Genomic DNA, 23,632 nt, shown 5'->3' with positions numbered 1-23,632 from the left:
CATTTGTTTTCAGGCCACAAGACCCTTGGTGAGTTCCAGTGCCTGCCGTTCGAACAGCCGCCGATAGATACCATCGCTGAGACGGATGAGAGCCTGATGATCGCCCTCCTCAACGATGCTGCCCTTGTCGAACACCAAAAGCCGATCCAGCGCCCTGACCGTGGAAAGCCGATGGGCGATGACGAGCGTGGTGCGACCGACCATCAGGCGTTCCATCGCCTGCTGGATCTGCACTTCGCTTTCGCTGTCGAGGCTGGACGTGGCCTCGTCGAGTATCAGCACCGGCGCATCCGCCAGAAAAGCACGGGCGATGGCCACGCGCTGACGCTCACCGCCGGACAGCTTGACACCGCGTTCACCCACCATGGTCTCATAGCCCTTGGGCAAGGACATGATGAAGCCGTGGGCGCTCGCCTGTTTCGCCGCCTGCTCGATCTCCCGCCGCGTCGCGCCCGGCCGGCCATAGGCGATGTTTTCTGCAAGCGTCCTGTGGAACAGGATAGGTTCCTGCTGAACGATGGCGATCTGGCCGCGCAGGCTCGACTGCGTCACGTCGGCTATGTTCTGGCCGTCGATGCGAATTTCGCCCGACTTCACGTCGTAAAGCCTCTGGATGAGCTTTACGAAAGTCGTCTTGCCCGAACCGGAGTGACCAACCAGACCCACCCTTTCACCCGGCTTGATGGTGACGGAGAAGTCATCATAAAGCGGTGTCGGATGAGCTCCATACTGGAACGTGACATGGTCGAAGACGATTTCGCCCTTGCCGATCCTGATCGGGCCGGCACCCGGCTTGTCCTCGATTCCAAGCGGCATCTTGTCCAACAGCACCAGTTCTTCCATGTCGTTGACGGCACGTTGCAGGTTACGGATATGCTGACCGACATCTCGAAGATAACCTTGCAGTACGAAGAACATCGCAAGCACAAAGGTGATGTCGCCAGGTGAGGCCAGCCCCTGTCGCCACATCAGTAGACCCGTGCCGAGGATGCCGGCCTGCATTGATACCATCATGAACCCCTGGATGGTGCCGTTCAGCGTCCCACGCTTCCATGTCCTGCGCGTGCGGTTATCCCATTTCGCCAATACATGGTTGAGCCGGACCTCCTCACGGACCTCCGCGCCAAAGGCCTTGACCACCGAGTTGCAGCTGATCGCGTCCGCCAGAGCCCCGCCGAGTTTGGTGTCCCAGGCATTGGCCAGCCGTGCCGCCGGCGATACGTAGCCCATGGAAAGCATAACGGTGACGCCGATGTAGATCAGCGATCCGAGACCGACGATCATGCCCATGACCGGCCAGTAGCTGCCGAGCACGATGGTGGCGCCCACCAGCATGACGATGGACGGCAAAAGCGCGACGAGCAGCAGATCATTAAGCGAATCCAGCGCCCACATGCCGCGGGTGATCTTGCGCACTGTTGAACCGGCAAAGCTGTTGGCATGCCAGTCGGTGGAGAAACGCTGCACCTTGTGGAAGCCATTATTGGCGACATCCGCCATGGTTTTCAGCGTCAGCCGGATGATACCGTTGAAGATGAACCAGCGCAGCACAACGCTCACCAGCCCCAGCGCCACCACGATGACGAAGGCGCGCAACGCGTCGTCTGCCCCGTTGCCACCGGCAATGGCATCGACAATCTGGCCGGAAAAGACCGGCACCATCACTTCGGCCAGCGTGCTGGCAATCACCAGAACGATGATGAAACCCACCAGCGACGGCCGATGACGCCAATGGTTGAAAACAAAGCCGAGCACATTGCGATAAGCATCGGCGCGGAAATCGAGCTTCTTGCGAGTCATTTTTACCAGCCCAGCGCCCTGTAATCGGCGACCGGTCCTCAAAACGGAAGTTGGATGGCACAGCCCGGGCGGGAGACGAAGTGACCCCGTCAGATCAATCGGGCTATGGGGGAAAGTAAAACCGCATGTCGGGCGCGCGATGGCGGGCCGCGAATGGATATGACCTAGTGTCGGGTCATTCCCTGCGGGAGGGTTTCGAAGAATGCTGGTGTCATGCAACGCCTCCCTTTGTTCGATCTGACGCGGTAGCGAGATTTTTAACTCAGCGCTCAAAGCTTGCCAAGCGGGTTTTTGCAACCGGCTGGTGAGTGATGCTGAAACGCCACACCGGCTGGGTGCGACGATATGAACTGTGGCCGATGCAACGGGAACATCGGCCACGCTGATGTCAGGCCATCATTTCCGCCCGCAACCTTCAGGACGCGCGGCGGAAAATCGCGATGAGATCCGTCGTTACCGGTCAGTCCATTTGCACATTCGCGTCCTTGACCACCGGTCCCCACTTGGCGATTTCCGCCGCAACGTGGGTTTTCAGCTCATCCGGCGAAGAAGCGACGATCTTGGCGCTGAATTCCGCCATGCGGGCGGCGACCGCCGGATCGGCAAGCGCCTTCTTGGCCGCAGCATTCAACTTGTCGACCACCTCGGCCGGCGTGCCGGCAGGCGCAAAGAGTGCATTCCAGGTGTAGGTTTCATAACCGGGCACCGTCTCGGCGATCGTCGGCAGATCCGGAAACGACGAGGCGCGCTCCCTGGTCGTGACGCCCAGCGCCCGCAACGTGCCGGATTTGATATGACCCGATGACGACGGCAGATTGTCGAACATGATTGAAATCTGGTTGCCGAGCAGATCGTTGAGCGCCGGGCCTGCGCCCTTGTAGGGAACATGCTGCATGGTGACGCCAGCCATGCTCTTGAATAACTCACCGGAAAGATGCAACGGCGTGCCATTCCCAGATGAAGCGTAGGCGTGCTTGTCGGGTTCGGCCTTCAAGAGCGCAATCAGTTCGGCAACGCTATTGACGTTGAGCTTCGGATTGACGACCAGCACATTGGGGACGACCACAAGCAGCGAAACCGGGGTGAAATCTTTTTCCGGGTCGTATGGTTTGGTTTTGAGAATCAGCGGGTTAAGCGCATGGGTGGCCACCGTTCCCATCAGGATCGTATAGCCGTCAGGTTCGGCGCGAGCGACACGGTCGGCACCGAGATTACCGCCAGCACCGGCGACATTTTCGACGACGATCTGCTGGCCGAGTTCATCACCCATCTTCTGCGCGATAACACGCGCGACAACATCGGTAGAGCCGCCCGCTGCAAACGGAACAACCAGCGTAATCGTGCGATCGGGAAAGCCTTGCGCGCTCGCGGCAGCACCCAGCATGCCAAAGGAAACCGCAGCAGCGGCCATTTTCAAGACTGTGCGCCGTTTTGAAGACCGGTAAATCATGAACCCTCCTGTAACATGGCCTCCTCGCCATGGGCGCATAGTAGCTCAAACGCACCTCAGGGCAACCCGCCGGTCCATAGCGCGGATGCAAGGACGACGCCCGCGGAGAGGCGCTCCTAAGTTTTCCCGCTTTTCAGGAAATACGAGCCTGTCCAACCAGCAGTGACACTCCAACGGACGCTCTTTCGCCGAGCTGCATAGTTGCAGAAAGAAAAGGCCCTCCTGAATGGGGAGGGCCTCGCATGATCAGTATCTGTAATAATCGCGTCGGTAGTCGCGATAGTCTCTTCTCTCACGCCATTCACGACGGGCCTGGCGCTCCCGCCATTCCCGGCGCGCTTCCCACCGGTCACGGCGGTCCCAGCCACGCTCATATCGCGGCGGACCATTTGGGCGGCAATAACCGCGCGGCGACAGATGGAATCCGCGTCCGCAGGCGTAATCCACCGTCTGGACATGGGATGCCGAAGGTGTGGACGGCTGGCCAACAGGCATGGCATTTGCGCCGGTGCCAAACAGGGCGCCGAAAATCAGTCCGGCGGTGAGTATCATCTTGCGCATCTTATTTCCCTCCTTGTGGGATGGCACGATTTAGCGCTCCGCCGGGTGAACTGTGGCTGAATGAATCGCGGTGTTTTCGTGGCATTTTAGCGGCAACTTATATCTGCCAGTGTGAACGGAACCTGTTTCAAGCTCAGACATTTACTGGCTGCAAACCAACAAAAGGGAGAGCACCGATGGATTGGAACCGCGTTGAAGGCAACTGGAAGCAGATGAAGGGCAAGGTCAAGGAGCAGTGGGGCAAACTCACTGATGATGATCTTGATGTCATCAACGGTAAGCGCGAACAACTTGAAGGCAAGATCCAGGAGCGCTACGGCTACGAAAAGGACCGTACCAAGAAAGATATCGATGACTGGTACGGCCGTCAGGGCTGGTAACACCTAACCCCGCTTCGGCGGGGTTTTGTTTGGAGGCTCGTGTGTCAGCTCACAAGTGCCTCTTGTCGTCTTATACCTGAACCATGTGCCCGGGCGAAACAAGCCGATATTCACGCTTGGGGGGCGTGTGTCCTATCTTACGAATTGGGCTCTTCAGCTCCTCGTTGGAAATTCCTCTTCTCATTCCGCGTCGCGCGGGATCAGGCACTGGCACGGCGGCCATTAGTTTTTTCGTGTAGGGATGCTGCGGATTGTCGAAAACAGCCGCACGCGGGCCAATCTCGACGATCTCGCCCAGATACATCACCGCGACACGATGACTGACGCGCTCCACCACTGCCATATCATGCGAAATGAACAGAAAGGCGAGGTTGAGGCTCTGTTGCAGGTCGAGCAGCAGATTGCACACCTGCGCCTTGATCGAGACATCGAGCGCCGAAACGCTTTCGTCGGCGACGATCACCTTTGGATCGAGGGCGAGCGCACGGGCAATGGCGATGCGCTGGCGCTGGCCGCCCGAAAATTCATGCGGGTAACGAGTGGCCATGTCCGCTGAAAGGCCGACCTTTTCCAGGAGATCGGAGGTCTTTTCCTTCGCCTGCTTGCTGCTGCCCAGCCTGTGCTTGATGAAGGGCTCAGAAATCGCCGTACCGACGGTCATGCGCGGATTGAGCGAGGAGAACGGATCCTGAAAGATCATCTGCACGGATTTGCGCATGTTGCGCAGGCCTACGGTATCAAGCCGCATCACATCATAACCGTCGAGTGACACATCGCCGGACGACGGCTCTACGAGGCGCATGATCGAGCGACCGGTGGTGGATTTGCCGCAGCCGGATTCACCGACAAGCGACAGCGTTTCACCCTGAAAGAGATCGAAGGAGACGTTTTCAACGGCGTGAACCGCACCCGTCTGGCGCGCCAGCAGGCCGGACCGGATGGGGAAACGAGTCACGAGGTTCTTGACCGACAGGACCGGCGTCTGACCGCTCGCAACAGTTTCGGCCACCTCTTGAGGCTCAGTCGAAAGACCGGTCTTCATGTCGAGCACGGGAAAACGCGTCGGCCATTGCCGGTCACGCATCGAGCCGAGCTTCGGCACCGCCGAAAGCAGCGCCCGTGTATAGGGATGCTTTCCGCGTTTGAATATTTCCTCGGTCGGCCCGGTCTCGACTCCATCACCGCGATACATCACGATCGTCCTGTCGGCGATTTCGGCCACGACGCCCATGTCATGCGTGATGAAGAGCACCGACATGCCCTCCTCTTCCTGCAGCAGTTTGATCAGGTCGAGGATCTGGCCCTGAATGGTCACGTCGAGCGCCGTCGTCGGCTCATCGGCGATCAGCAGTTTCGGTCGTGAGGCGAGCGCCATGGCGATCATCACGCGCTGGCGCATGCCGCCCGAAAACTGGTGCGGATATTCGTCGAAACGTCCCGCCGCGTTGGGAATTCTGACCTTTTCTAGAAGCCGCACCGTCTCGGCCCGCGCTTCACGTTTCGAAAGCCCCTTGTGGCGAATGAGGACTTCCGAAATCTGGCGGCCGATGGTGAAGATCGGGTTGAGCGACGTCATCGGCTCCTGAAAGATCATCGAGATGTCGTTGCCCCGCACCCCGCGCATTTCCTTCTCGGAGAGCGAAAGCAGATCGCGGCCGTTAAGCAGGACCTTCCCTTCTATCCGGCTGGAGGCCGGGGCGAGCAGGCGCATCAGGGAGAGCGAGGTGACAGACTTGCCGGAGCCGGATTCGCCCACAATGGCGACGGTTTCGCCGGGCGCGACATCGAAGGAGACATCACGAACGACACTCTTCCAGGCGCCATCGACAAGGAAGGAGGTGGTGAGGTTGCGGACGGAGAGGACTGGTTTTGTCTCCATGGTCTCACCGCCCCACCGCATAGGCCTGCATCAACCGCGGTGTTGCGGCGGCGCGCAGCAGGCCGTCTGCATCGCGGCGCGCCGCGGTGAGCCGGCCGACCGACCAGGCATCGGCAACCGTAACGCGGTGGCCGCGACTACGAAGCTCGGCGAGCGTTGCCTCACCCACCGTGCCTTCCACCATGATTTCACCCGGCGAACTGGTGCGCGGATAAAACGAGCCCGGAAAATGGGAAGTGTGGAACAGCGGCATGTCTATGGACGCCTGCAGGTTCTTGCCGTGGTGGGCATAACGCAGGAAGAAGGGCAATTGCCACTGGTCCTGCTGGTCGCCACCGGGCGTGCCAAAGACCATGGCGGGACGGCCCTGATGCAACGCAAGCGAGGGTGTCAGCGTCGTGCGCGGCCGTTTGCCAGGTGCGAGCGAGGTCGGCAGGCCTTCCTTCAGCCAGAACATCTGGGCGCGGGAGTTGAGCGCGAAACCAAGGCCCGGCACGATGGGCGAGGATTGCAGCCAGCCGCCCGAGGGCGTGGTGGAGACCATGTTACCCCAGCGGTCAATGACATCGATATGCACGGTGTCACCGCGCTTTTCGGTCAGATGCGACATGGTCGGCTCGTAGACGGTGCCCTTGCCGCTCATCTCGGACAACATCGCCAAGGTGGCGTCCACCTGCTTTTCGTAACCAGGCACGGTGCCGGGCCGCAGTTCCAGCGACGCCTCACTGCCGATCAGCGCCCGACGCCCGGCATTATAACCCTCGGAGAGAAGATATTCCGTTGGTATCTGACCAAATTCCGGATCGCCGTAATAGACCTCGCGGTCAGCAAAGGCGAGCTTCATGGCTTCGACGATGGTGTGGATGAAATCGGGACCGGAGGGGTCCATGGCCGCAATGTCGAAACCTTTCAGAAGCGCCAGCGATTGCAGGAGAACCGGCCCCTGCCCCCAGGCGGGCGTCTTTGCGATTGTCCAGTCGTGATAGTCGAGTGTCTGCGGCGCTTCCACGGTGGCGCTCCACCCGGCCATATCCTGCGCCGTCAGCACGCCCTTGTGCCTAGTGCCGCTCGCATCCATTACCTCTGCGGTGCTGACGTAACTATCGATGGCTTCCGCCACGAAACCCCGGTAGAAAGCATCACGCGCCGCCTCGATCTGGTTTTCGCGGCCGGTGCGCGCTTCGGCTTCAGTGACGATCCGCTGATAGGTTGCAGCCAGAACCGGATTACGAAAATTGGCATGAGGCTCCGGCGCGGCACCACCCGGCAGCCACGTTTCATAGGATGTCGGCCATTCCTTTTCGAAGAAATGGGCCAGCCCCTTGATGGTGGCAGAGACACGCGGCAACGTTGGATGCCCGTGCTCGGCGTAATAGATGGTGGGTTCCAGCACCTCGCGCACGCTCATCGTGCCGTAGTCGCGCAACATCAGCATCCATCCATCGAAGGCGCCGGGGATGACTGTGGCGAGCAGCCCGTCGCCGGGGATCAGCTTCAGTCCCTCAGCGGTGTAATGCCCAATCGTTGCGCCACTCGGGGCCGGGCCCTGTGCGCAGATGACTTCGACCTTGTCCTTCTGTTTCGAATAAAACACGGCCGGCATATCCCCGCCGGGGCCGCACAGATGCGGCTCGACAATTTGCAAGACGAAACCGGTGGCGACGGCGGCGTCGAAGGCATTGCCACCCCTCTCGAGGATTGCCATACCGACCGCCGAGGCGATCCAGTGGGTTGAGGTGACGACGCCGAAGTTGCCAAGGATTTCAGGGCGTGTGGTGAAATCAGTCATTCCGATATTCCTTGTAAAAAATCATGCTTCGCGCGGATCGAGCGCATCGCGCAGACCATCGCCCAGAAGATTGAAACCGATGACGACGAGGAAGATGGCAATGCCGGGCCACATCGTCATCCACGGCGCCTGGCTCAAGAAGTTCTTGGCGGTGTTCAGCATGGAACCCCAGGAAGGTGCAGGCGCCTGCTGGCCAAGCCCTAGGAAGGAAAGGCTCGCCTCCGCGATGATGGCGGTCGCCACCGTCAGCGTCGCCTGCACGATGATGGGGGCAAAGACATTCGGCAGGATGTAACGGGTCATGATGTCGATGTGGTTGAGGCCAATGGACCTTGCACCCTCGACATAATCTTCCATCTTGACGGCCAGCACCTGCCCGCGCGTCAACCGCACGAAGATCGGCATGGCCGAAAGGCCGATGGCGATCATCGCATTGGTGAGGCTCGGGCCGAGAAAGGCCGCAAGAGCAATCGCCATGATGAGGAATGGCATGGCCAGCAGCGCTTCGGTAATCCGGGAGATGACCATATCCACCCAGCCGCCGAAATAACCGGCAATCAGACCGAAGGGCACGCCGATCACCACTGCAATCATGACGGAGACGACGCCGGCCATCAGCGAAGCGCGGGCGCCATAGATCATTCGCGAGAGAATATCGCGGCCGAGATCATCCGTGCCGAGCCAGTGGGCCGCCGACGGCGCCTTGCGGATGGCCGACCAACTGGTCGCAACCGGATCGGCAATCGGCAATATCGGTGCGGCAATCGCGACCACGGCGAAAAACAGCACAATGAGCAAGCCAGCGAGCGCCGACTTGTTGCGCTTCATTTTTTTCCAGGCGCGGCTTTCCTGCCGCGTCGCCGGTATCGAAAGGTTTTGATCCAGAACGGTCATGATATCAGGGCCTTAGATTGTCGCCCTGAGGCGGGGGTTGAGCAGGACATAGGCAATGTCGGCCAGGAGGTTCATGAGGATGAAACCGACGGCGGTGCAGAGCACGATGCCCTGCACGACGGCATAATCACGGGTGAAGACCGCATCCACGGTCATCTTGCCGAAACCGGGAATGGTGAAAATCTGCTCCGTCAGAACCGCGCCTGCCAGCAACTCACCAAAGAGGAGCGCCACGAGCGTGATAACGGGCAGAAGCGCGTTGCGGAAACTATGCGACAGGATGATCTCGCGCGGCGAAAGCCCCTTGGCGCGGGCGGTGCGGATGTAATCGGAGCTGAGCACCGCCACCATCGCCGAACGCGTGTGGCGCATCAGCGTCGCCGCCAGTGCATTGCCCAGCACGAAGGCGGGCATGATCATGGTTTCGATGGAGCGGACAGGGTCGACGAAGATCGATTCATAGCCCGATGCCGGCAGCCAGCCCAATTTCACCGACACCAGCAAAATGAGCATGATACCGAGCCAGAAATTCGGAATGGACAGGCCGGAAAGCGCCACGATATTGGCCGTATAATCAATCCACGTATTCTTCTTGACGGCGGCCAGAATGCCGATGGGAATGCCGATCACCATGGCAAAGAACATCGCCATGACAGCCAGCTGAATGGTCACCGGCAGCTTCTGGCCGATCAGTTCCAGAACCGGCTGGTTCGTGCGTAGAGAAATGCCAAAATCGCCGGTTACCACGCCGCCCAGCCAGTTGACGTACTGGAGTGGAACCGGGTCATTAAGACGGTATTTCTCGCGCAGAAATTCAATTGTCGCGGGATCGCGCTCCTCGCCAGCCATCGCCAGGATGGGATCGCCCGGCAGAAGTTTCTGCAGCGAGAAAACGAAGATGGAAATGATCAGAAGCGTCGGGATCGCGACCAGCAGTCGCTTGCCGATATAAACAGGCATGGCATTGCCCTCGTTTTGGTCCGGTCTTGGCGGCCGCACGACAAGCCGTGCGGCCTCTGCGAAGTGGTCAGTCCTTGGAAACGCCGAGAAGGCGGATCATGCCGTCAGGCGACGGCGCCCAGCCCTTGACCTTTTTGGAGATGGCATAGGCATAGGGCTGGTGGCCGAGATAGATGATCGGCATGTCATCGTTGAGGATGACGCTTGCAGCATCGTATTTTTCCTTGCGGACCGCGTCGTCGGTCGAAGCGCGGGCCTCGTTCAGCAGCTTGTCCACTTCGGGATTGCAATATTTCACATCGTTGATGCCGCCCTTGCAGGTGACGAACTGGTGCAGGTTGCCATCGGGATCGATGCGTCCCGACCAGTCGGAGCGGCTGAGCTGATAATTCCCGGCGGTCTGCTCGGACAGAAGCGTCGCAAATTCCGTGGCCTTGAGGGTGACGTTGAAGCCGGCCTCCGCCACCATGGACTGGATGACCTGCATCATCTGCGTTTGTGTTGTGTTGTTGGCGTGCTGAAGCTCGACATCCAGCGTCTCGTAACCTGCCTCTTTCATCAACTGCTTGGCCTTGTCGATGTCACGCGGCGGCACCGGCAGGTTCTGGTTGAACCATGGGCTTGTGGGCGGATAAGCCTGATTGCCGGCCTTGGAGGTGCCTTCAAAAACGATCTGGCCGATGGCTTCGCGGTCGATCGCGTAGGAGAAAGCCTGACGCAGGCGCTTGTCCTTGCCGAGCGGATTATCCGCCCGCGCGCCATTGTTGATGTTGACATACATGGCCATGTATCCGGGACCAATCACATCGGCATAGGTCAGCTTGGAGTCATTCTTGACGGATTCCGCATCGGAAGCCGAAATGCGCTCGGCGATATCGAGATCGCCGGCACGAAGGTTCGCAAGCTTCACCGTGGTATCTGGGATCGGCAGGTAGACGACCCTGTCGACGAGGATTTTGTCCTTGTCCCAATAGTCAGCAAATTTTTCGAGCACGATGCGATCCTGCTGGATGCGCTCGACGAATTTGAACGGTCCGGCGCAGACCGGCTTCGAACCGAAATTGGCACCCAGTTCCTTGGCCGCTTTCGGTGCGACGATCATACCGGCGCGGTCGGAAAGCTGCGCCAGCAGGGTCACGTCAGGCGTCTTCAGCGTGAATTTGACCTCGAGCGGTCCCGTCGCCTCAACCTTCTCGACAGACGACAGCTCGCTCTTGCGGCGCGATTCCGGCAGCGTCATGTTGCGCTCGATGGTGGCGACGACGGCGGCGGCATCCAGCGTTTCGCCATCGTGGAACTTGACGCCGTCGCGGATTTTCATGGTCAGCACCTTGCCGCCGTCGGACCAGGCCCATTCGGTGGCCAGCTGCGGCACGATCTTCATATCCTGCGAGATATCCACCAGCTTGTCGCACATGGCGGTGTAAACGATGCGGCCGACGAAAGTGCGCGATTGCGCGGGGTCGAGCACATCGGCATCGTCATTGAGGCCGATGCGCAATTCGGACGATAGCGCCGGCGAGGCCAGAAATACGCTTGCCAACAGCGCCGCGGTCAATGTCTGGATTTTCTTCATGTTCGTTCCTCTGGTCAGGTTATTTTGACTTTTTGTCATTGGCCGCCCGTAAGGGACGACAGTTTTCATCCGTGGTCTCAAGAGGCCTTGGTCAGCGAAATATCGAGTTTGGCCGCATTGCCCTCCCCGGCACCTTCCTCGAGAAAGCCGAGAGACGTGGCGCGGATCAGCCTTTCCTGATGCATGAGAAGATGCTGACGCATGGCTTCACCGGCTCTGGCGGGATCACGGTCGGCGATGGCATCGACAATGGCCATATGCTGTTCGAAAGACGCCCTGCCATTTGCGCCGCTGCGCCGGGCAAGCTCCCGTATCGACTGCCAGGCATCGTCCTGACGGACGCGGTTGATGACATCGAAAATCGACAGAAACAGCTTGTTGCCGGCGCTTTGGGCAATCTGGCGATGGAGCGAACCGTCCCACAGCTCCTTTGCATCCGCATCCGTGCTTTGCCCCGTTTTCTCCACCAGTGCACGCATGCGTTCAATTTCCGCGGGCTTGGCTCGCATCGCTGCGAGTTGGGCAAGCTGCGGCTCAATGCGCAAACGGACCTCCATGATTTCCATGAAATCCGTTCCCGCGACGAGTTCGGTTACCTGGGCGGACCAATCGTCGGGCTTTTCGCCGACGAAAGTCCCCGCACCCTGACGCCGCCAAATCAGACCCTCAGCCTCCAGAACTTCCAGAGCCCGCCGAACGGCACGGCGGCCGACATCGAAACTTTCGGCAAAAGCCCGTTCCGTCGGTAGTCGCCCATCCTTTGCAAAGTCATTCGACTGAATGTAGTCGCGGAGACGGGCGAGTGCATAGTTGGAATTATCGTTCGGACCGTTTGTCAAAAGCGCACCATTTAAGCGAACCAATTATATAATGGTTCAAGATGAAGACAGATCGCGCCGAACGTCAAGCCAATTTTTAAGCCGTAATTTTTGCTGCTCAAAAGGTGGGCAGGAAAGTCGCAAAACGGGCGAATTGGGAGCACGAGGGTGTCTTTAGCCCTCTCCCTGCCTCTGCGACGCTACATGATGATAGGACTGCAACGCTTGTCGAAAGCATGCATTATAGTCCCGCAGCAAATCAGAAGGCGGGGCAACATGGACGACAACATCGACATTCCGAAGATCAACCGGGTCGTCCTGCAGAACCTGATCGCCGGTTTGAGCGACGGGCTGATATTGCTCGAAAATGATGGCTCGATTGCGTGGGCCAACAGGGCGGCGCTCGACATGCATCGGATAGAGGCCCTTTCCGAACTTGGCATCGACACGAAGGAGTATCGGCGAAACTTCACCTTGCGGTATCGCAACAATCACCTCCTCGATGATGGGCAATATCCGCTTGAACGCCTGCTTGCTGGCGAGACCTTTGAGGATGTCACCGTCGAGATATCGCCAAGCGATGATGATACAGAGTGCTGGGTGCATACGGTGCGCGGGCTTATCCTGGAAGATGCAGGAGCCAAGCCGGATGTCTTGGTCCTCATCATCCGTGACGAAACGCCCCGTTTCGAAGCGGAGGCCCGGTTCGAAAGCGCCTTTAACGCCAACCCCGCACCTGGGCTCATATGCCGTTTGGATGACGAACGATTCATTCGCGTAAACCAGGGCTTCCTGGAAATGACGGGTTATGCCCGCGAGGACATCATCGGCATCAGCGTCGAGGAGCTTGGGCTTTTTTCCAACTGCGATACCGGCGAGGACGCGTTGAAGCGCCTGCATGAGGGCCGCATCATCCGGCAACGCGAGGCGCTTATTCCTATTCCGGGTGGTGACAGGCTGGTCATCGTCGCCGGAGAAACCATCGCCGTTGCGGAGGAGCCATGCATGCTTTTTACCTTCGCCGATCTCGACGGCCGGCGAAAAGCCCAAAATGCCCTTCGCCAGAGCGAGGAGCGTTTTTTCAAATCCTTCCGCCTGTCACCAGCCCCCGCAGCAATTTCGCGGCTTGACGATTTCGTCCTCACCGAGGTCAACGACGCGTTTTTGACACTGTGCGGACGAAAAGAAGCTGAAGTCGTTGGCAAAACTGCCAGCGAACTGAAACTGTGGGACGATGTCGCAGCCCGCCGCGATGTTGAAAAGCGCCTCAAGGATAATATTCCGATCCGGGATGAAGCCATGCGCATGAATCTTGCCGATGGCGGCACGGCCGAATGCATCGTTTCTGCTGAACGTGCAGAGATCAATGACCAACTCTGCGTCATCTGGGCCATACAGGACGTCACCGAACGACGCCGGTCTGAAAACGAACTAATCGAGGCGATCGAAAGTGTGATGGCTGACACGTCCTGGTTCAGCCGGACGGTCGTGGAGAGGCTCGCGGGGCTGAGACAGAGCTCGCGTGGCGCGTCATCGTCCGTTTCTCTGAAGGATCTCACCGAACGCGAAGAACAGATCTTGGCGCTGATATGCGACGGCTGCAGCGACAAGGAAATGAGCGACCGGCTACATCTTTCGAAACACACCATTCGGAATCATATTGCATCGCTTTACGGCAAGATCGGCGTGAATCGCCGCACCGCCGCCGTTATCTGGGCGCGCGAACGTGGTTTTAGCGGCCGTAAGGAAAAATAGCAGTTTCGACCTTCAAAAAGGTCAATTTGTACCAGTTCAACTAGTAGGTAATGCTCTCCAAGGGGCATTTCCCACATCCTATCTTTCCATCATGCCGTTACCAACAGCGGCACCCTCTAAAGATGGAAGGAATTCGTCGTGGACAATAACCGTATCGAAGGCATCGCCCGTCAGGCAAAGGGCACGATCAAGGAAGCCGCCGGCAAGATCACCGGCAACGACCGACTTGAGGCAGAAGGGAAGGCCGAAAAGCTGGCAGGCCAGGCCCAGGAAAAGATTGGCCAAACGAAGGACAGCGTCAAGAAAGCATTCAAGTGAACCTTTAATGTTCAAGGCAGGAGGTTTCACCATGATGCTTGCGTGTGACGCAAATCCGGCGGCAAGCTGCCACCCCCAGGAAATCAGCCTGTGCGCCGCCTTACAAGCTGTCATAGCTTACGCAGAGGGTCAGGAAAGCAGTTCGATCTCTGTAACTTCGGTCGAAGGGCGCATTGTGCTCTCGGGTGAGGTGGAAACACTCTCTGCCTTCGAACGTGCGGTCATCATCGCAGAATGTTTCGCGTCTCGGCCGATCATCGCCGATCTGGCGATACGCCAGCGACCTCAGACCTATGTGGATGCATCTTCCCCGCGCATCCGCCTCGTGAATAATAACAGGAGTGACAGACAATGAAGAAACTCGTTCTCGCAACCGCTATCGCAACGCTCGCCGTTGCTCCCCTCGCCTCCGCTGAAACCAAGCATGGCGGCAAACGGGCGACAGAGACCGCGCAGAAGGAACGTGTCGGTACCTTGTCGTGTGAGATTGCCGGCGGTGTCGGACTGGTTGTCGGCTCGAGCAAGGCAGTGGACTGCCAGTTCCGCCAGCGCTCCGGCAAAACCGAACGTTACACGGGCAAGATCGGCAAACTCGGTCTCGATATCGGGGTGACCGGCAAAACCTATATGAGCTGGATCGTTCTCAACGCGGCGGCAAGCCGCGTTGGTGAAGGAGCACTCAGCGGCGACTACGTCGGCGCTTCAGCCGGTGCCTCGGTCGGTGTCGGTGTCGGCGCCAACGCATTGGTGGGAGGCAACGCCAAGAACTTCGCCCTGCAGCCTATCAGTGCTGAAGTTGGGACAGGCGTGAACGTTGCGGCCGGTGTCTCGCATCTTCAGCTGAAGCGCGCGGGTTAAGGAGCTCCCCCACCAATACGACATCTTAGATTTCATCAGGCGCGCCGCTGCCCCGCGGCGCGCTTGTTTATATTTTCAAGCAATAAGCGGAAGTGTCTGAAGACACTTATCTGCGGCACAAGCCCACGTGAGAAATGCAATTACCTCAGGGTTTTGGCGGCGGAGGCGGCGCATCATTCAGGGGGCCGTGGTCAAGCTCGATGCCCGGGCCGTGTCTCGGCTCGTGTTTTGGCCCATGGCGAGGCGGGCCGCCGGCAGGGCCAAGCGCTTCAATGCTGCCATCCTGACGCACGATATAGCTGGCATGAAGGACACCCTCATCGAAGCGACCCTGCACGCTGACGGCCTCCTCAGCCTTCGCTGCCTTTCCGCCTTCGCCTTCCGGTCCGGTATCTACCAGTGCGCGGCCGCTGTCATCCTGAAGGATGAACTTGTTGCCGTAGATTTCCGCAACCTTGCCCTTGATGGTGACAAGCTTGCCTTCCTTGACGGTCGAAATCGCAACGGGCGTCATAGGCGCCATTTCCGGCGTCGGTCTCGTCAGCTTGACCGCGCCGGCGCCTGCTGCGGCGCCAACGGCGAGGATTGCAACTGCTGCGAAGGTGAGCGCCGCAGTCTTGCGACGGTGTTTCCTGTGGGGAGGGACCAGGCCTGCCTTTGGAGCAGCGGCAGCGTCAATTTGGTTATTGTCATCTGAATGGGACATCGTGATCTCCTGTTTGCATTGACGAGACCCTTTTACCCGGATGACACCACCACCAGCCTGAACCTTGTGGTTCAGCTTGAGTTAAGCCTCCCAGGCCTAGAAAATCTCATCTCTAAAGCGGATTGCAACACCATGCGGATACTTCTCGTCGAAGACGACGCCGACCTTTCGAAACGGATTGCTGCCAGCCTTCGCGCGGAAAACTTCGTTGTCGACGTCGCGCAGAATGGCGAGGACGCTCAACACGCAGGCTTAACGGAGCTTTACGACGCTGCCGTTCTCGATCTCGGCTTGCCCAAGGTCGACGGCGTTTCGGTTTTGAAATCATGGCGCGCTGAACAACGCAACCTGCCGGTACTGGTGCTGACCGCCCGCGACGGTTGGCCGGACAAGGTGGCGAGCTTCAAGGCGGGGGCCGATGATTTTCTGACCAAACCCTTCAAGATTGAAGAACTTGTCTTGAGATTGCGCGCGCTGGTGCGGCGCGCGACCGGCCACGCCGCCTCCACCATTACCTGTGGGTCGCTCACTTTTGACGCGCAACTCGGCACCTTCGAGCAGGACGGGCTGCCGTTGAAACTGACTGCGCTGGAATGGCGGGTCCTTTCTTGCCTCATCCTTCGCAAGGAGATCGTCGTGGATCGGCGCGAACTGACAGAACGGGTGTATGACGGCGATGCGGAGGTCGATTCCAACTCGATCGAGGTGATCATCGCGCGTTTGCGGCGCAAGATCGGCGCGGATTGCATCGAAACCGTGCGGGGTCGCGGTTACATGCTGAAAGCGCAACCATGACACGCCTTTCTTCCGGTGCCAGTTCGTCAATATCGCGTCGCCTGACGATGTTTTCCGTGGTCTTCGTCACCGCAAGCGTGATTATCGCGTCCGCTATCCTCTATCTCATCGTTGCGGGTGTCGTGCGCGAACAGATCGATCAACGTCTTGATACCCAGATCGAGGGGGTGCGAAGCGCGCTCTTTGCCGATGGCGCAGGCAAGCTGACGCTGACTGCCGCGCTGGATGCGCCACCTTTCGACAGGCGTGGGTCGGGCTGGTACTGGCAGGTACGCGCCAAGGATACCATCATCGGCTCACGTTCCCTTGCGGGCCGCACGCTCGACAATCCCCCTTCACCGATGGATTGGGGCAAGGTGCTGGGCCACGGCCCACACCCGGGAACCCACGCCAGTCTTGAGGGACAGGACCTCTATCTTCGGTCTATCCAGACCATCGTCGGCGGGACACTTGTCGACATCACCGCAACGGCGCCACGCGTCGCACTCGATACCCCCTCCCGACGCGCGCTTTTATGGCTCGTTCCAGCCATGACGCTGCTTGGCGCCAGTCTGGTCGCCGGCATCTTTATCCAGGTCAGATATGGTTTGAGGCCACTTCGCCAATTGACGGATGACATCGCCGCCATTTCGGCGGGTTCCCGAGACCATCTGCCGGACGTGGAGGTTGATGAACTCCGCCCCGCGACACGCGAAATAAACAGGCTCGTGGAACAGAACAAGGACAGGTTGACCGAGACGCGTCTGCATTTCGCCAATCTTGCCCACGGCCTCAAGACGCCGGTCACCAGCCTCTATCTGGCGTTGAACCAGACTAATGATCCTGATGGGACAATGCGCGGCCTGCTGGACAAGATCGATCAAAGAATTCGTCATCATCTTGCCCGGGCCCGTAAAACAGCCGCAGGCGGCGTCGTTGCCTCCACCGAGCTTTTGCCGAGAATCAACAACATCGTTGAGATCATGAGACACATTCATGCGGAGCGTGGCATAGCTGCCCGTGTCGCTGTGGACGATTCAGTGCGTGTGGGAGTCTTGCCGGAGGATCTCGACGAAATCATTGGCAACATCGTCGACAACGCCTTTAAATGGGCAAAAAGCCGGGTGGAGATTTCTGCACGGAAAACAGGCCGCACCGTGAACCTCATAATTTCTGACGATGGACCCGGCATCGATGACGACCTCGTCGCTCAGGCCTTCCAGCCGGGAAAACGGATGGATGAGTCCGTTCCAGGAGATGGGTTCGGGCTCACCATCGTCAAGGAACTCGTTGAACTCCACGGCGGGCAAATAAACCTCGAGAGAAGCGCCGAACGTGGGCTGTCCTGCATCGTGACACTACCGACCGCTCTTTGATAGGAGCAACATCGACGCGATGTTGACCCTGTCTTCACCTAAGGGTAGACAGTGGCATCACAAGAAGGAGACTTATGCGCAGAGGTTGAAATTCTGGCCGTCATTTTGGCGGGTTCAGCCGGCCCCAGAGGGGCCGATCCTCTGACATGTCTCACTTAGTGGACTTTCCATGAATAAAAAATCAGTCGAAATCCGGCCGTTTGACGCGGCGCGGGATACGCAGACGTTATCTCTCATCTGGCTCGAAGCCTCGCTGCTCGCTCACCCGTTCATCGGTACGGAGCGTCTTAGTGAACAACGCAAGCTGATCGAAGATACATATCTGCCGAATTCCGAAACATTTGTTGCCGAAATTAGTGGTCAAACAACCGGCTTTATCAGCCTGATCAATAATTTCCTCGGCGGCCTGTTCGTCTCGCCGCACTGGCAGGGCAAAGGTGTTGGCCGCGAACTCATCGCTTACGCTCTCACGATCCATGATGCGTTGAATCTCAATGTTTATACCGAGAACGTGCAGGCGATGGGTTTCTACAAATCACTGGGCTTTCGCGAGGTCACTCGCAGTTCCCACGATGATGACGGCATGCCGTTTGAAAATGCACGCTTGCAACTGACGCGGTGAAGGAAAAAGGGCGGCCGCCGGGCCGCCCGTCTTTTTTTTCGCAGGAACGATCAGCCGAAAAGAACGAGACTGCTCTTCACGGTGACCCAGACACCCCAAAGAAGCGGAATTCCGACAGCTGCCCAGGCAAGGGCCGCCTTGGCGTCAAAACCGCCGCGGCCGATGCCGAACGAACCGGTCGGCCCTGCATTGGCAGCCGCTGTCTTCGCCTGAAGTGCGGCAACTTCAGCGTCAGACATGAACCATTTCTCCGAGAGCGGTCGGACGAAGGCATTTGCGACAAGGCCAATCGCCAGCATACCCGCCAGAATATACATCGTGCTGGTGTAAAGAGCAGGCCCGGGAGCCACGCCGGCAGCAATCTGCGCTTCGCGGATATAGTTGACGACGACGGGACCCGCGATGCCGGCAGTCGCCCAGGCCGTCAACAGACGGCCATGGATTGCGCCGACAAACTGAGTTCCGAAGATATCGGCGAGGTAGGCCGGGATCGTTGCAAAACCACCGCCATACATCGACAGGATGATGCCGAAGGCGAGGACGAAGAGCGCTTTGTTGCCCATCGTCGCGAGCGTCGGTGCGAGCGCGTACAGAATGATGCCGAGGATGAAGAAGCAGAAGTAGGTGTTCTTGCGGCCGATCTTGTCGGACATGGAGGCCCAGAAGAAGCGGCCACCGATGTTAAAGAGCGAAAGCAGGCCGGTGAAGCCGGCTGCAATCGCCGCAATCTGCGCCTTTTGTCCGGCATCGAGATCGGCAAAACCGACACCCGGAAGGCCGATGAGAGAACCCGCAAAAATTTCCTGCAGCATTGGCGAGGCCATGCCGATAACGCCGATACCAGCCGACACGTTAAGGCAGAGCACCGCCCAGATCAGCCAGAACTGCTTCGTCTTGTGGGCATCGCGCAGATGGACGTGGCGCGTTGTGATCATCGCGCTTTTTGCCGCCGGTGGTGTCCAGCCTTCCGGACGCCAGCCGGCGGGCGGAATGCGATAACCGAAGGCGCCGGCCATCATGAAAGCGAAGTAGATCACCGCCATAACGACAAATGTCTGCCAGACACCTACCGAAGTCTCGGTCTTGAAATAGTTCATCAGCAGGTTGGCAAGCGGTGCGCCAATCATGGCACCACCGCCAAAGCCCATGATGGCCATGCCTGTCGCCATGCCGCGACGGTCCGGAAACCATTTGATCAGGGTGGACACCGGCGAGATGTAACCGAGGCCAAGCCCGACGCCACCGATGACACCTGCTCCCAGCCACATCAGCCAGAGTTGATGGGTCATGACGCCGATAGCGGCGACCAGAATACCACCGCACCAGCAGCAGGCGGAAACGAAGCCTGCTTTGCGTGGGCCAACGCGCTCCAGCCACCCACCCCATATGGCGGCAGAGCAGCCGAGAAGTACGAAGAAGAGCGTATAAATCCAGCCGAGATCCGCCACGCGCCAATTGCACTCAGTGGTAAACAGCGCCCCGATCAGCGTCAGACTGGAGCAGCTGGGATCGGCAGCCGGCAGCGCTTTTGACAGCGGCAGCCAGAAAACGCTGAAACCATAGGCCATGCCGATGCACAGATGGATGGCAAGGGCGGCTGGGGGCACCAGCCAACGATTAAAACCCGGTGTTGCGATTATTCGTTCACGGTCCAGCAAACCGGTTTGGGTTGCCCCTCCCGCCGTTGCGCCTGCTACTGCCATCGACATTTCCTCCCTCATGGATGTCAGGACATTTCATTCGCCCCGCCAGGCGTCACTCGTTACGCCGCACCTCATCCCGCACGGCCTGTATTGATTCGTCTCGCCCGTCTCAAGCGCGTGACGTTTCCGGCACGCTCGGCTCCGACAACGATTCACCGGCAATCGGTCCCTTGCCGCCCGGAGCGCCCTTTGCATCATCACCAAGGCCCACGGCATCGCCCTCCGGTTCGCCAGGCCTCCTGATTTCTTTGGACGCTGCGATGACGAGCGGCAGGAAATCACCGGCTCCGGCGTCCACCATCTCAAAGAAGCGCCTCCGCATGCGCGGTTCCCAGAATTTGTTGATGTGGGTGGCAACGCCATCAACTCGGATATCGTCCGGCTGCGACAGAAAAAACGTCGCAATCTGGTTTGCCATCCTCACCAGCTTTTCGTCCGTGTGATTGAGTAACATGATCTGCTCCCTGCGCCGGCTCGCGTCCAGACGCCACATGATGAGAAGGCCGGGACAAGCCCGGCTCCCGAATTATTCCGCAGCCTCCAGCTTGCCGGCGATGCGGCGGGACTGACGCGAAAGCGCATCATATTCCTCCTGCCATTCCGTCGGACCGTTCGAGGGAGAAACCTGAACCGCCGTCACCTTGTATTCCGGACAGTTGGTCGCCCAATCGGAGAAATCGGTGGTAATGACGTTCGCCTGCGTGCCGGGATGATGGAAGGTGGTATAGACCACGCCCGGCGCCACGCGGTCGGTAATCAGCGCCCTCAGCGTCGTGTCGCCCGAGCGGCTGGCGAGCTTGATCCAGTCGCCATCCTTCACCCCGCGCTGTTCAGCATCGTGCGGATGAATTTCCAGACGATCCTCCTCGTGCCAGACGACGTTCTCGGTGCGCCGTGTCTGCGCCCCGACATTGTATTGGGACAGGATGCGCCCGGTCGTGAGGAGCAGCGGGAAGCGCGGCCCCGTGCGCTCATCCGTCGCCACATATTCCGTGCGGATGAACTTGCCTTTGCCGCGGACAAAGCCGTCCACATGCATGATCGGCGAACCCTCGGGGAATTTTTCGTTGCAGGGCCACTGCACCGAACCCTTTTCTTCCAGATAGGCGTAGGAAACGCTGGCAAAACTTGGCGTCGTCGCCGCGATTTCGTCCATGATCTCCGAGGGATGGGTGTAGTTCCATGCAAGACCCATGGCCTGCGCCAGCTTCTGGGTCACTTCCCAGTCGGCGTAACCGTTCTTCGGCGACATGACCTTGCGCACGCGGTTGATGCGGCGCTCGGCATTTGTGAAGGTGCCGTCTTTTTCGAGGAAGGTGGAACCCGGCAGGAACACATGCGCATAATTCGCCGTCTCATTCAGGAAGAGATCGTGCACCACAACGCATTCCATGGCGGCAAGCCCGGCGGAGACGTGTTTGGTATCCGGGTCTGACTGGAGGATATCCTCGCCCTGAATATAGATGCCCTTGAAGCTGCCATCGACAGCGGCATCCAGCATGTTGGGAATACGCAGCCCCGGTTCGTTGTTGAGCTTCACACCCCAGAGTTTCTCGAACACATCGCGCGTCGCATCATCGGAGATATGGCGATAGCCCGGCAGCTCGTGCGGGAAGGACCCCATGTCGCAGGATCCCTGCACATTGTTCTGTCCACGCAACGGATTGACGCCCACGCCGGGACGGCCGATGTTGCCGGTCGCCATGGCGAGATTGGCGATCGCCATGACGGTCGTTGAACCCTGGCTGTGTTCGGTGACGCCAAGACCGTAATAGATCGCGCCATTGCCACCCTTGGCATAAAGCCGGGCTGCCCCGCGCAAATCTTCCGCGGGAACACCGGTGAAACGTTCCGTCTCTTCCGGGCTGTGCTGCGGCTCGGCTACGAAAGCAGCCCAGTCCTCGAATTCCGACCAGTCGCAGCGCTCGCGAATGAAGGCCTCATTGAACAGCCCTTCGGTGACGATCACATGCGCCAGAGCCGTCAGAACGGCAACGTTGGTGCCCGGCAACAGTGGCAGGTGGAAAGCAGCCTCTACATGGGGCGTGCGGACGAGATCGATGCGGCGCGGATCGATGACGATCAGCTTTGCGCCCTGACGCAGCCGCTTCTTCAGTCGCGAACCGAAAACGGGGTGGCCGTCGGTTGGGTTGGCGCCGATAACAAGCACCACATCGGATTGCTCGACACTGTCGAAGTTCTGCGTGCCGGCGGACGTGCCGAAGGCCTGGCCGAGGCCATAACCCGTCGGCGAATGGCAGACGCGGGCGCAGGTATCGACATTATTATTTCCAAACCCGGCGCGAATGAGCTTCTGGACAAGGAATGTCTCCTCGTTCGTGCAGCGCGACGAGGTGATGCCGCCAATGGACTCGCGGCCATACTTGCCCTGAATGCGACGAAACTCCGAAGCGACATAGGCAAAGGCCGCATCCCAGCTTACTTCCTGCCAGGGGTCGCCGATGTTCTCGCGGATCATCGGGTTAAGAATGCGGTCCCTGTGGGTCGCATAACCATAGGCAAAACGACCTTTGACGCAGGAATGGCCGCGGTTAGCCTGCCCGTCCTTCCACGGCACCATGCGCACCAGCTCTTCACCGCGCATTTCCGCCTTGAAGGAGCAGCCCACACCGCAATAGGCGCAGGTGGTCACCATCGAATGTTCCGGCTGGCCAATCTCGATCACGGATTTTTCGGTCAGCGTCGCGGTCGGACAGGCCTGCACGCAGGCGCCGCAGGAAACACAGTCTGAATCGAGAAACGCCTCATGCGCGCCGGGCGATACACGGCTCTCGAACCCACGGCCCTCGATCGTCAGCGCAAAGGTTCCCTGCACTTCCTCGCAGGCCCGCACGCAACGCGAACAGACGATGCATTTGGACGGGTCATAGGTGAAATAGGGATTGCTCTCGTCCTTCGGCATCCAACGGGCATTAAGATCGCCCTCCCCGGTGCGGGCCTTGACGTGGTTGTCGCCCTCGTAGCCGTAGCGAACGTCGCGAAGCCCCACGGCGCCTGCCATGTCCTGCAATTCACAATCGCCATTGGCGGCGCAGGTCAGGCAGTCGAGCGGGTGATCGGAGATATAAAGCTCCATCACGCCCTTGCGGATCTGCTTCAGCCGCTCGGTCTGCGTGTGCACGACGAGACCGGCAGCGACAGGCGTGGTGCAGGAGGCGGGGGTGCCGTTGCGGCCCTCCACCTCAATGAGACAGAGCCGGCACGAGCCAAAGGCATCCACCATGTCGGTGGCGCACAGTTTCGGCACATCGATGCCCGCTTCGCGCGAGGCGCGCATGATCGACGTTCCCGCGGGAACGGTCACTTGGCGGCCGTCGATTGTGAGCGTCACCATATCGGTAGCGTTGGACTTGGGGGTGCCGTAGTCGAATTCGGTTACAAGGGCCATGGTC

21 protein-coding genes are annotated in these 23,632 nt (G+C 59.2%); 8 read left to right on the top strand and 13 right to left on the bottom strand.

Annotated elements, in window-relative coordinates; translation table 11 throughout:
• Positions 1 to 9 precede the first annotated feature (9 nt).
• The 3 genes from AT6N2_RS23210 to AT6N2_RS23200 form a co-directional block, all read right to left on the bottom strand.
• On the bottom strand, positions 10 to 1,800 hold the full coding sequence (locus tag AT6N2_RS23210) for an ABC transporter ATP-binding protein (RefSeq protein ID WP_209091653.1): 1,791 nt from the start codon (positions 1,798 to 1,800) through the stop codon (positions 10 to 12).
• A 460-nt stretch (positions 1,801 to 2,260) separates the two neighbouring features.
• Positions 2,261 to 3,250, bottom strand: a complete 990-nt coding sequence (locus tag AT6N2_RS23205; RefSeq protein ID WP_209091652.1) for a Bug family tripartite tricarboxylate transporter substrate binding protein — start codon at positions 3,248 to 3,250, stop codon at positions 2,261 to 2,263.
• A 246-nt stretch (positions 3,251 to 3,496) separates the two neighbouring features.
• Positions 3,497 to 3,811, bottom strand: a complete 315-nt coding sequence (locus tag AT6N2_RS23200; RefSeq protein WP_209091650.1) for a GCG_CRPN prefix-to-repeats domain-containing protein — start codon at positions 3,809 to 3,811, stop codon at positions 3,497 to 3,499.
• Between the two features lie 176 nt (positions 3,812 to 3,987).
• Between AT6N2_RS23200 and AT6N2_RS23195 the strand changes: the two genes are divergently transcribed.
• Positions 3,988 to 4,191, top strand: a complete 204-nt coding sequence (locus AT6N2_RS23195) for a CsbD family protein (RefSeq protein WP_010974103.1) — start codon at positions 3,988 to 3,990, stop codon at positions 4,189 to 4,191.
• Between the two features lie 70 nt (positions 4,192 to 4,261).
• Here the strand turns inward: AT6N2_RS23195 and AT6N2_RS23190 are convergent, their stop codons facing one another.
• The 6 genes from AT6N2_RS23190 to AT6N2_RS23165 form a co-directional block, all read right to left on the bottom strand.
• Positions 4,262 to 6,070 carry an ABC transporter ATP-binding protein gene (locus tag AT6N2_RS23190; RefSeq protein WP_209091648.1) on the bottom strand — a complete coding sequence of 603 codons (1,809 nt, stop codon included), beginning with the start codon at positions 6,068 to 6,070 and terminating at the stop codon, positions 4,262 to 4,264.
• 4 nt (positions 6,071 to 6,074) lie between these two features.
• The gene (locus AT6N2_RS23185) at positions 6,075 to 7,859 is read right to left on the bottom strand and encodes a gamma-glutamyltransferase family protein (protein WP_209091646.1); all 1,785 of its coding nucleotides are present in this window, start codon (positions 7,857 to 7,859) and stop codon (positions 6,075 to 6,077) included.
• A gap of 21 nt (positions 7,860 to 7,880) precedes the next feature.
• Entirely contained in the window at positions 7,881 to 8,753 is an 873-nt protein-coding gene (locus AT6N2_RS23180; protein ID WP_209091644.1) for an ABC transporter permease, read from the bottom strand.
• A gap of 12 nt (positions 8,754 to 8,765) precedes the next feature.
• Complete coding sequence (locus tag AT6N2_RS23175; RefSeq protein ID WP_209091642.1) at positions 8,766 to 9,713, bottom strand: ABC transporter permease; 948 nt, start codon at positions 9,711 to 9,713, stop codon at positions 8,766 to 8,768.
• Between the two features lie 67 nt (positions 9,714 to 9,780).
• A complete protein-coding gene (locus AT6N2_RS23170; protein ID WP_063951702.1) occupies positions 9,781 to 11,289 on the bottom strand; it encodes an ABC transporter substrate-binding protein in 1,509 nt (502 codons plus the stop codon).
• Positions 11,290 to 11,366: 77 nt separating this feature from the next.
• A complete protein-coding gene (locus AT6N2_RS23165) occupies positions 11,367 to 12,128 on the bottom strand; it encodes a FadR/GntR family transcriptional regulator (protein WP_233282578.1) in 762 nt (253 codons plus the stop codon).
• Positions 12,129 to 12,383: 255 nt separating this feature from the next.
• On the opposite strand from AT6N2_RS23165, the gene AT6N2_RS23160 reads away from it, so the two are divergent.
• The 4 genes from AT6N2_RS23160 to AT6N2_RS23145 all read left to right on the top strand — a co-directional run bounded on the left by AT6N2_RS23160 (position 12,384) and on the right by AT6N2_RS23145 (position 15,038).
• Positions 12,384 to 13,862, top strand: coding sequence for a helix-turn-helix transcriptional regulator (locus AT6N2_RS23160; RefSeq protein WP_209091640.1), 1,479 nt, complete (start codon positions 12,384 to 12,386; stop codon positions 13,860 to 13,862).
• 138 nt (positions 13,863 to 14,000) lie between these two features.
• Complete coding sequence (locus AT6N2_RS23155) at positions 14,001 to 14,180, top strand: CsbD family protein (protein ID WP_209091638.1); 180 nt, start codon at positions 14,001 to 14,003, stop codon at positions 14,178 to 14,180.
• A gap of 7 nt (positions 14,181 to 14,187) precedes the next feature.
• Positions 14,188 to 14,535 carry a BON domain-containing protein gene (locus AT6N2_RS23150; RefSeq protein ID WP_209091636.1) on the top strand — a complete coding sequence of 116 codons (348 nt, stop codon included), beginning with the start codon at positions 14,188 to 14,190 and terminating at the stop codon, positions 14,533 to 14,535.
• Positions 14,532 to 15,038, top strand: coding sequence for a DUF992 domain-containing protein (locus tag AT6N2_RS23145; RefSeq protein WP_209091634.1), 507 nt, complete (start codon positions 14,532 to 14,534; stop codon positions 15,036 to 15,038). The genes AT6N2_RS23150 and AT6N2_RS23145 overlap by 4 nt, the downstream gene beginning before the upstream one ends.
• 145 nt (positions 15,039 to 15,183) lie before the next feature.
• Here AT6N2_RS23145 and AT6N2_RS23140 read toward each other — a convergent pair whose 3' ends face one another.
• The gene (locus tag AT6N2_RS23140) at positions 15,184 to 15,744 is read right to left on the bottom strand and encodes a hypothetical protein (RefSeq protein ID WP_209091632.1); all 561 of its coding nucleotides are present in this window, start codon (positions 15,742 to 15,744) and stop codon (positions 15,184 to 15,186) included.
• A gap of 132 nt (positions 15,745 to 15,876) precedes the next feature.
• Between AT6N2_RS23140 and AT6N2_RS23135 the strand changes: the two genes are divergently transcribed.
• The 3 genes from AT6N2_RS23135 to AT6N2_RS23125 all read left to right on the top strand — a co-directional run bounded on the left by AT6N2_RS23135 (position 15,877) and on the right by AT6N2_RS23125 (position 18,516).
• Complete coding sequence (locus AT6N2_RS23135; protein WP_063951808.1) at positions 15,877 to 16,539, top strand: response regulator transcription factor; 663 nt, start codon at positions 15,877 to 15,879, stop codon at positions 16,537 to 16,539.
• Entirely contained in the window at positions 16,536 to 17,894 is a 1,359-nt protein-coding gene (locus AT6N2_RS23130; protein ID WP_209091630.1) for a sensor histidine kinase, read from the top strand. The genes AT6N2_RS23135 and AT6N2_RS23130 overlap by 4 nt, the downstream gene beginning before the upstream one ends.
• Before the next feature lie 169 nt (positions 17,895 to 18,063).
• Positions 18,064 to 18,516, top strand: coding sequence for a GNAT family N-acetyltransferase (locus tag AT6N2_RS23125; protein WP_209091628.1), 453 nt, complete (start codon positions 18,064 to 18,066; stop codon positions 18,514 to 18,516).
• Between the two features lie 50 nt (positions 18,517 to 18,566).
• Here AT6N2_RS23125 and AT6N2_RS23120 read toward each other — a convergent pair whose 3' ends face one another.
• The 3 genes from AT6N2_RS23120 to fdhF all read right to left on the bottom strand — a co-directional run bounded on the left by AT6N2_RS23120 (position 18,567) and on the right by fdhF (position 23,628).
• The gene (locus AT6N2_RS23120) at positions 18,567 to 20,219 is read right to left on the bottom strand and encodes an OFA family MFS transporter (RefSeq protein ID WP_063951694.1); all 1,653 of its coding nucleotides are present in this window, start codon (positions 20,217 to 20,219) and stop codon (positions 18,567 to 18,569) included.
• A gap of 109 nt (positions 20,220 to 20,328) precedes the next feature.
• On the bottom strand, positions 20,329 to 20,673 hold the full coding sequence (locus tag AT6N2_RS23115; RefSeq protein WP_063951693.1) for a formate dehydrogenase subunit delta: 345 nt from the start codon (positions 20,671 to 20,673) through the stop codon (positions 20,329 to 20,331).
• Positions 20,674 to 20,745: 72 nt separating this feature from the next.
• A complete protein-coding gene (gene fdhF / locus AT6N2_RS23110; RefSeq protein WP_063951692.1) occupies positions 20,746 to 23,628 on the bottom strand; it encodes a formate dehydrogenase subunit alpha in 2,883 nt (960 codons plus the stop codon).
• Positions 23,629 to 23,632 lie beyond the last annotated feature (4 nt).

The organism is Agrobacterium tumefaciens, from assembly GCF_017726655.1.
Classification (GTDB): Bacteria; Pseudomonadota; Alphaproteobacteria; order Rhizobiales; family Rhizobiaceae; genus Agrobacterium; species Agrobacterium tumefaciens_B.
This window is presented reverse-complemented; position numbering and strand designations above follow the sequence as displayed.

What these genes read in the sequence shown, in the direction of transcription:
- AT6N2_RS23210 (WP_209091653.1), bottom strand. Translation starts at nt 1,800, where the DNA reads ATGACTCGCAAGAAGCTCGATTTCCGCGCCGATGCTTATCGCAATGTG.
- AT6N2_RS23205 (WP_209091652.1), bottom strand. Translation starts at nt 3,250, where the DNA reads ATGATTTACCGGTCTTCAAAACGGCGCACAGTCTTGAAAATGGCCGCT.
- AT6N2_RS23200 (WP_209091650.1), bottom strand. Translation starts at nt 3,811, where the DNA reads ATGCGCAAGATGATACTCACCGCCGGACTGATTTTCGGCGCCCTGTTT.
- AT6N2_RS23195 (WP_010974103.1), top strand. Translation starts at nt 3,988, where the DNA reads ATGGATTGGAACCGCGTTGAAGGCAACTGGAAGCAGATGAAGGGCAAG.
- AT6N2_RS23190 (WP_209091648.1), bottom strand. Translation starts at nt 6,070, where the DNA reads ATGGAGACAAAACCAGTCCTCTCCGTCCGCAACCTCACCACCTCCTTC.
- AT6N2_RS23185 (WP_209091646.1), bottom strand. Translation starts at nt 7,859, where the DNA reads ATGACTGATTTCACCACACGCCCTGAAATCCTTGGCAACTTCGGCGTC.
- AT6N2_RS23180 (WP_209091644.1), bottom strand. Translation starts at nt 8,753, where the DNA reads ATGACCGTTCTGGATCAAAACCTTTCGATACCGGCGACGCGGCAGGAA.
- AT6N2_RS23175 (WP_209091642.1), bottom strand. Translation starts at nt 9,713, where the DNA reads ATGCCTGTTTATATCGGCAAGCGACTGCTGGTCGCGATCCCGACGCTT.
- AT6N2_RS23170 (WP_063951702.1), bottom strand. Translation starts at nt 11,289, where the DNA reads ATGAAGAAAATCCAGACATTGACCGCGGCGCTGTTGGCAAGCGTATTT.
- AT6N2_RS23160 (WP_209091640.1), top strand. Translation starts at nt 12,384, where the DNA reads ATGGACGACAACATCGACATTCCGAAGATCAACCGGGTCGTCCTGCAG.
- AT6N2_RS23150 (WP_209091636.1), top strand. Translation starts at nt 14,188, where the DNA reads ATGTTCAAGGCAGGAGGTTTCACCATGATGCTTGCGTGTGACGCAAAT.
- AT6N2_RS23145 (WP_209091634.1), top strand. Translation starts at nt 14,532, where the DNA reads ATGAAGAAACTCGTTCTCGCAACCGCTATCGCAACGCTCGCCGTTGCT.
- AT6N2_RS23140 (WP_209091632.1), bottom strand. Translation starts at nt 15,744, where the DNA reads ATGTCCCATTCAGATGACAATAACCAAATTGACGCTGCCGCTGCTCCA.
- AT6N2_RS23135 (WP_063951808.1), top strand. Translation starts at nt 15,877, where the DNA reads ATGCGGATACTTCTCGTCGAAGACGACGCCGACCTTTCGAAACGGATT.
- AT6N2_RS23130 (WP_209091630.1), top strand. Translation starts at nt 16,536, where the DNA reads ATGACACGCCTTTCTTCCGGTGCCAGTTCGTCAATATCGCGTCGCCTG.
- AT6N2_RS23125 (WP_209091628.1), top strand. Translation starts at nt 18,064, where the DNA reads ATGAATAAAAAATCAGTCGAAATCCGGCCGTTTGACGCGGCGCGGGAT.
- AT6N2_RS23120 (WP_063951694.1), bottom strand. Translation starts at nt 20,219, where the DNA reads ATGGCAGTAGCAGGCGCAACGGCGGGAGGGGCAACCCAAACCGGTTTG.
- AT6N2_RS23115 (WP_063951693.1), bottom strand. Translation starts at nt 20,673, where the DNA reads ATGTTACTCAATCACACGGACGAAAAGCTGGTGAGGATGGCAAACCAG.
- fdhF (WP_063951692.1), bottom strand. Translation starts at nt 23,628, where the DNA reads ATGGCCCTTGTAACCGAATTCGACTACGGCACCCCCAAGTCCAACGCT.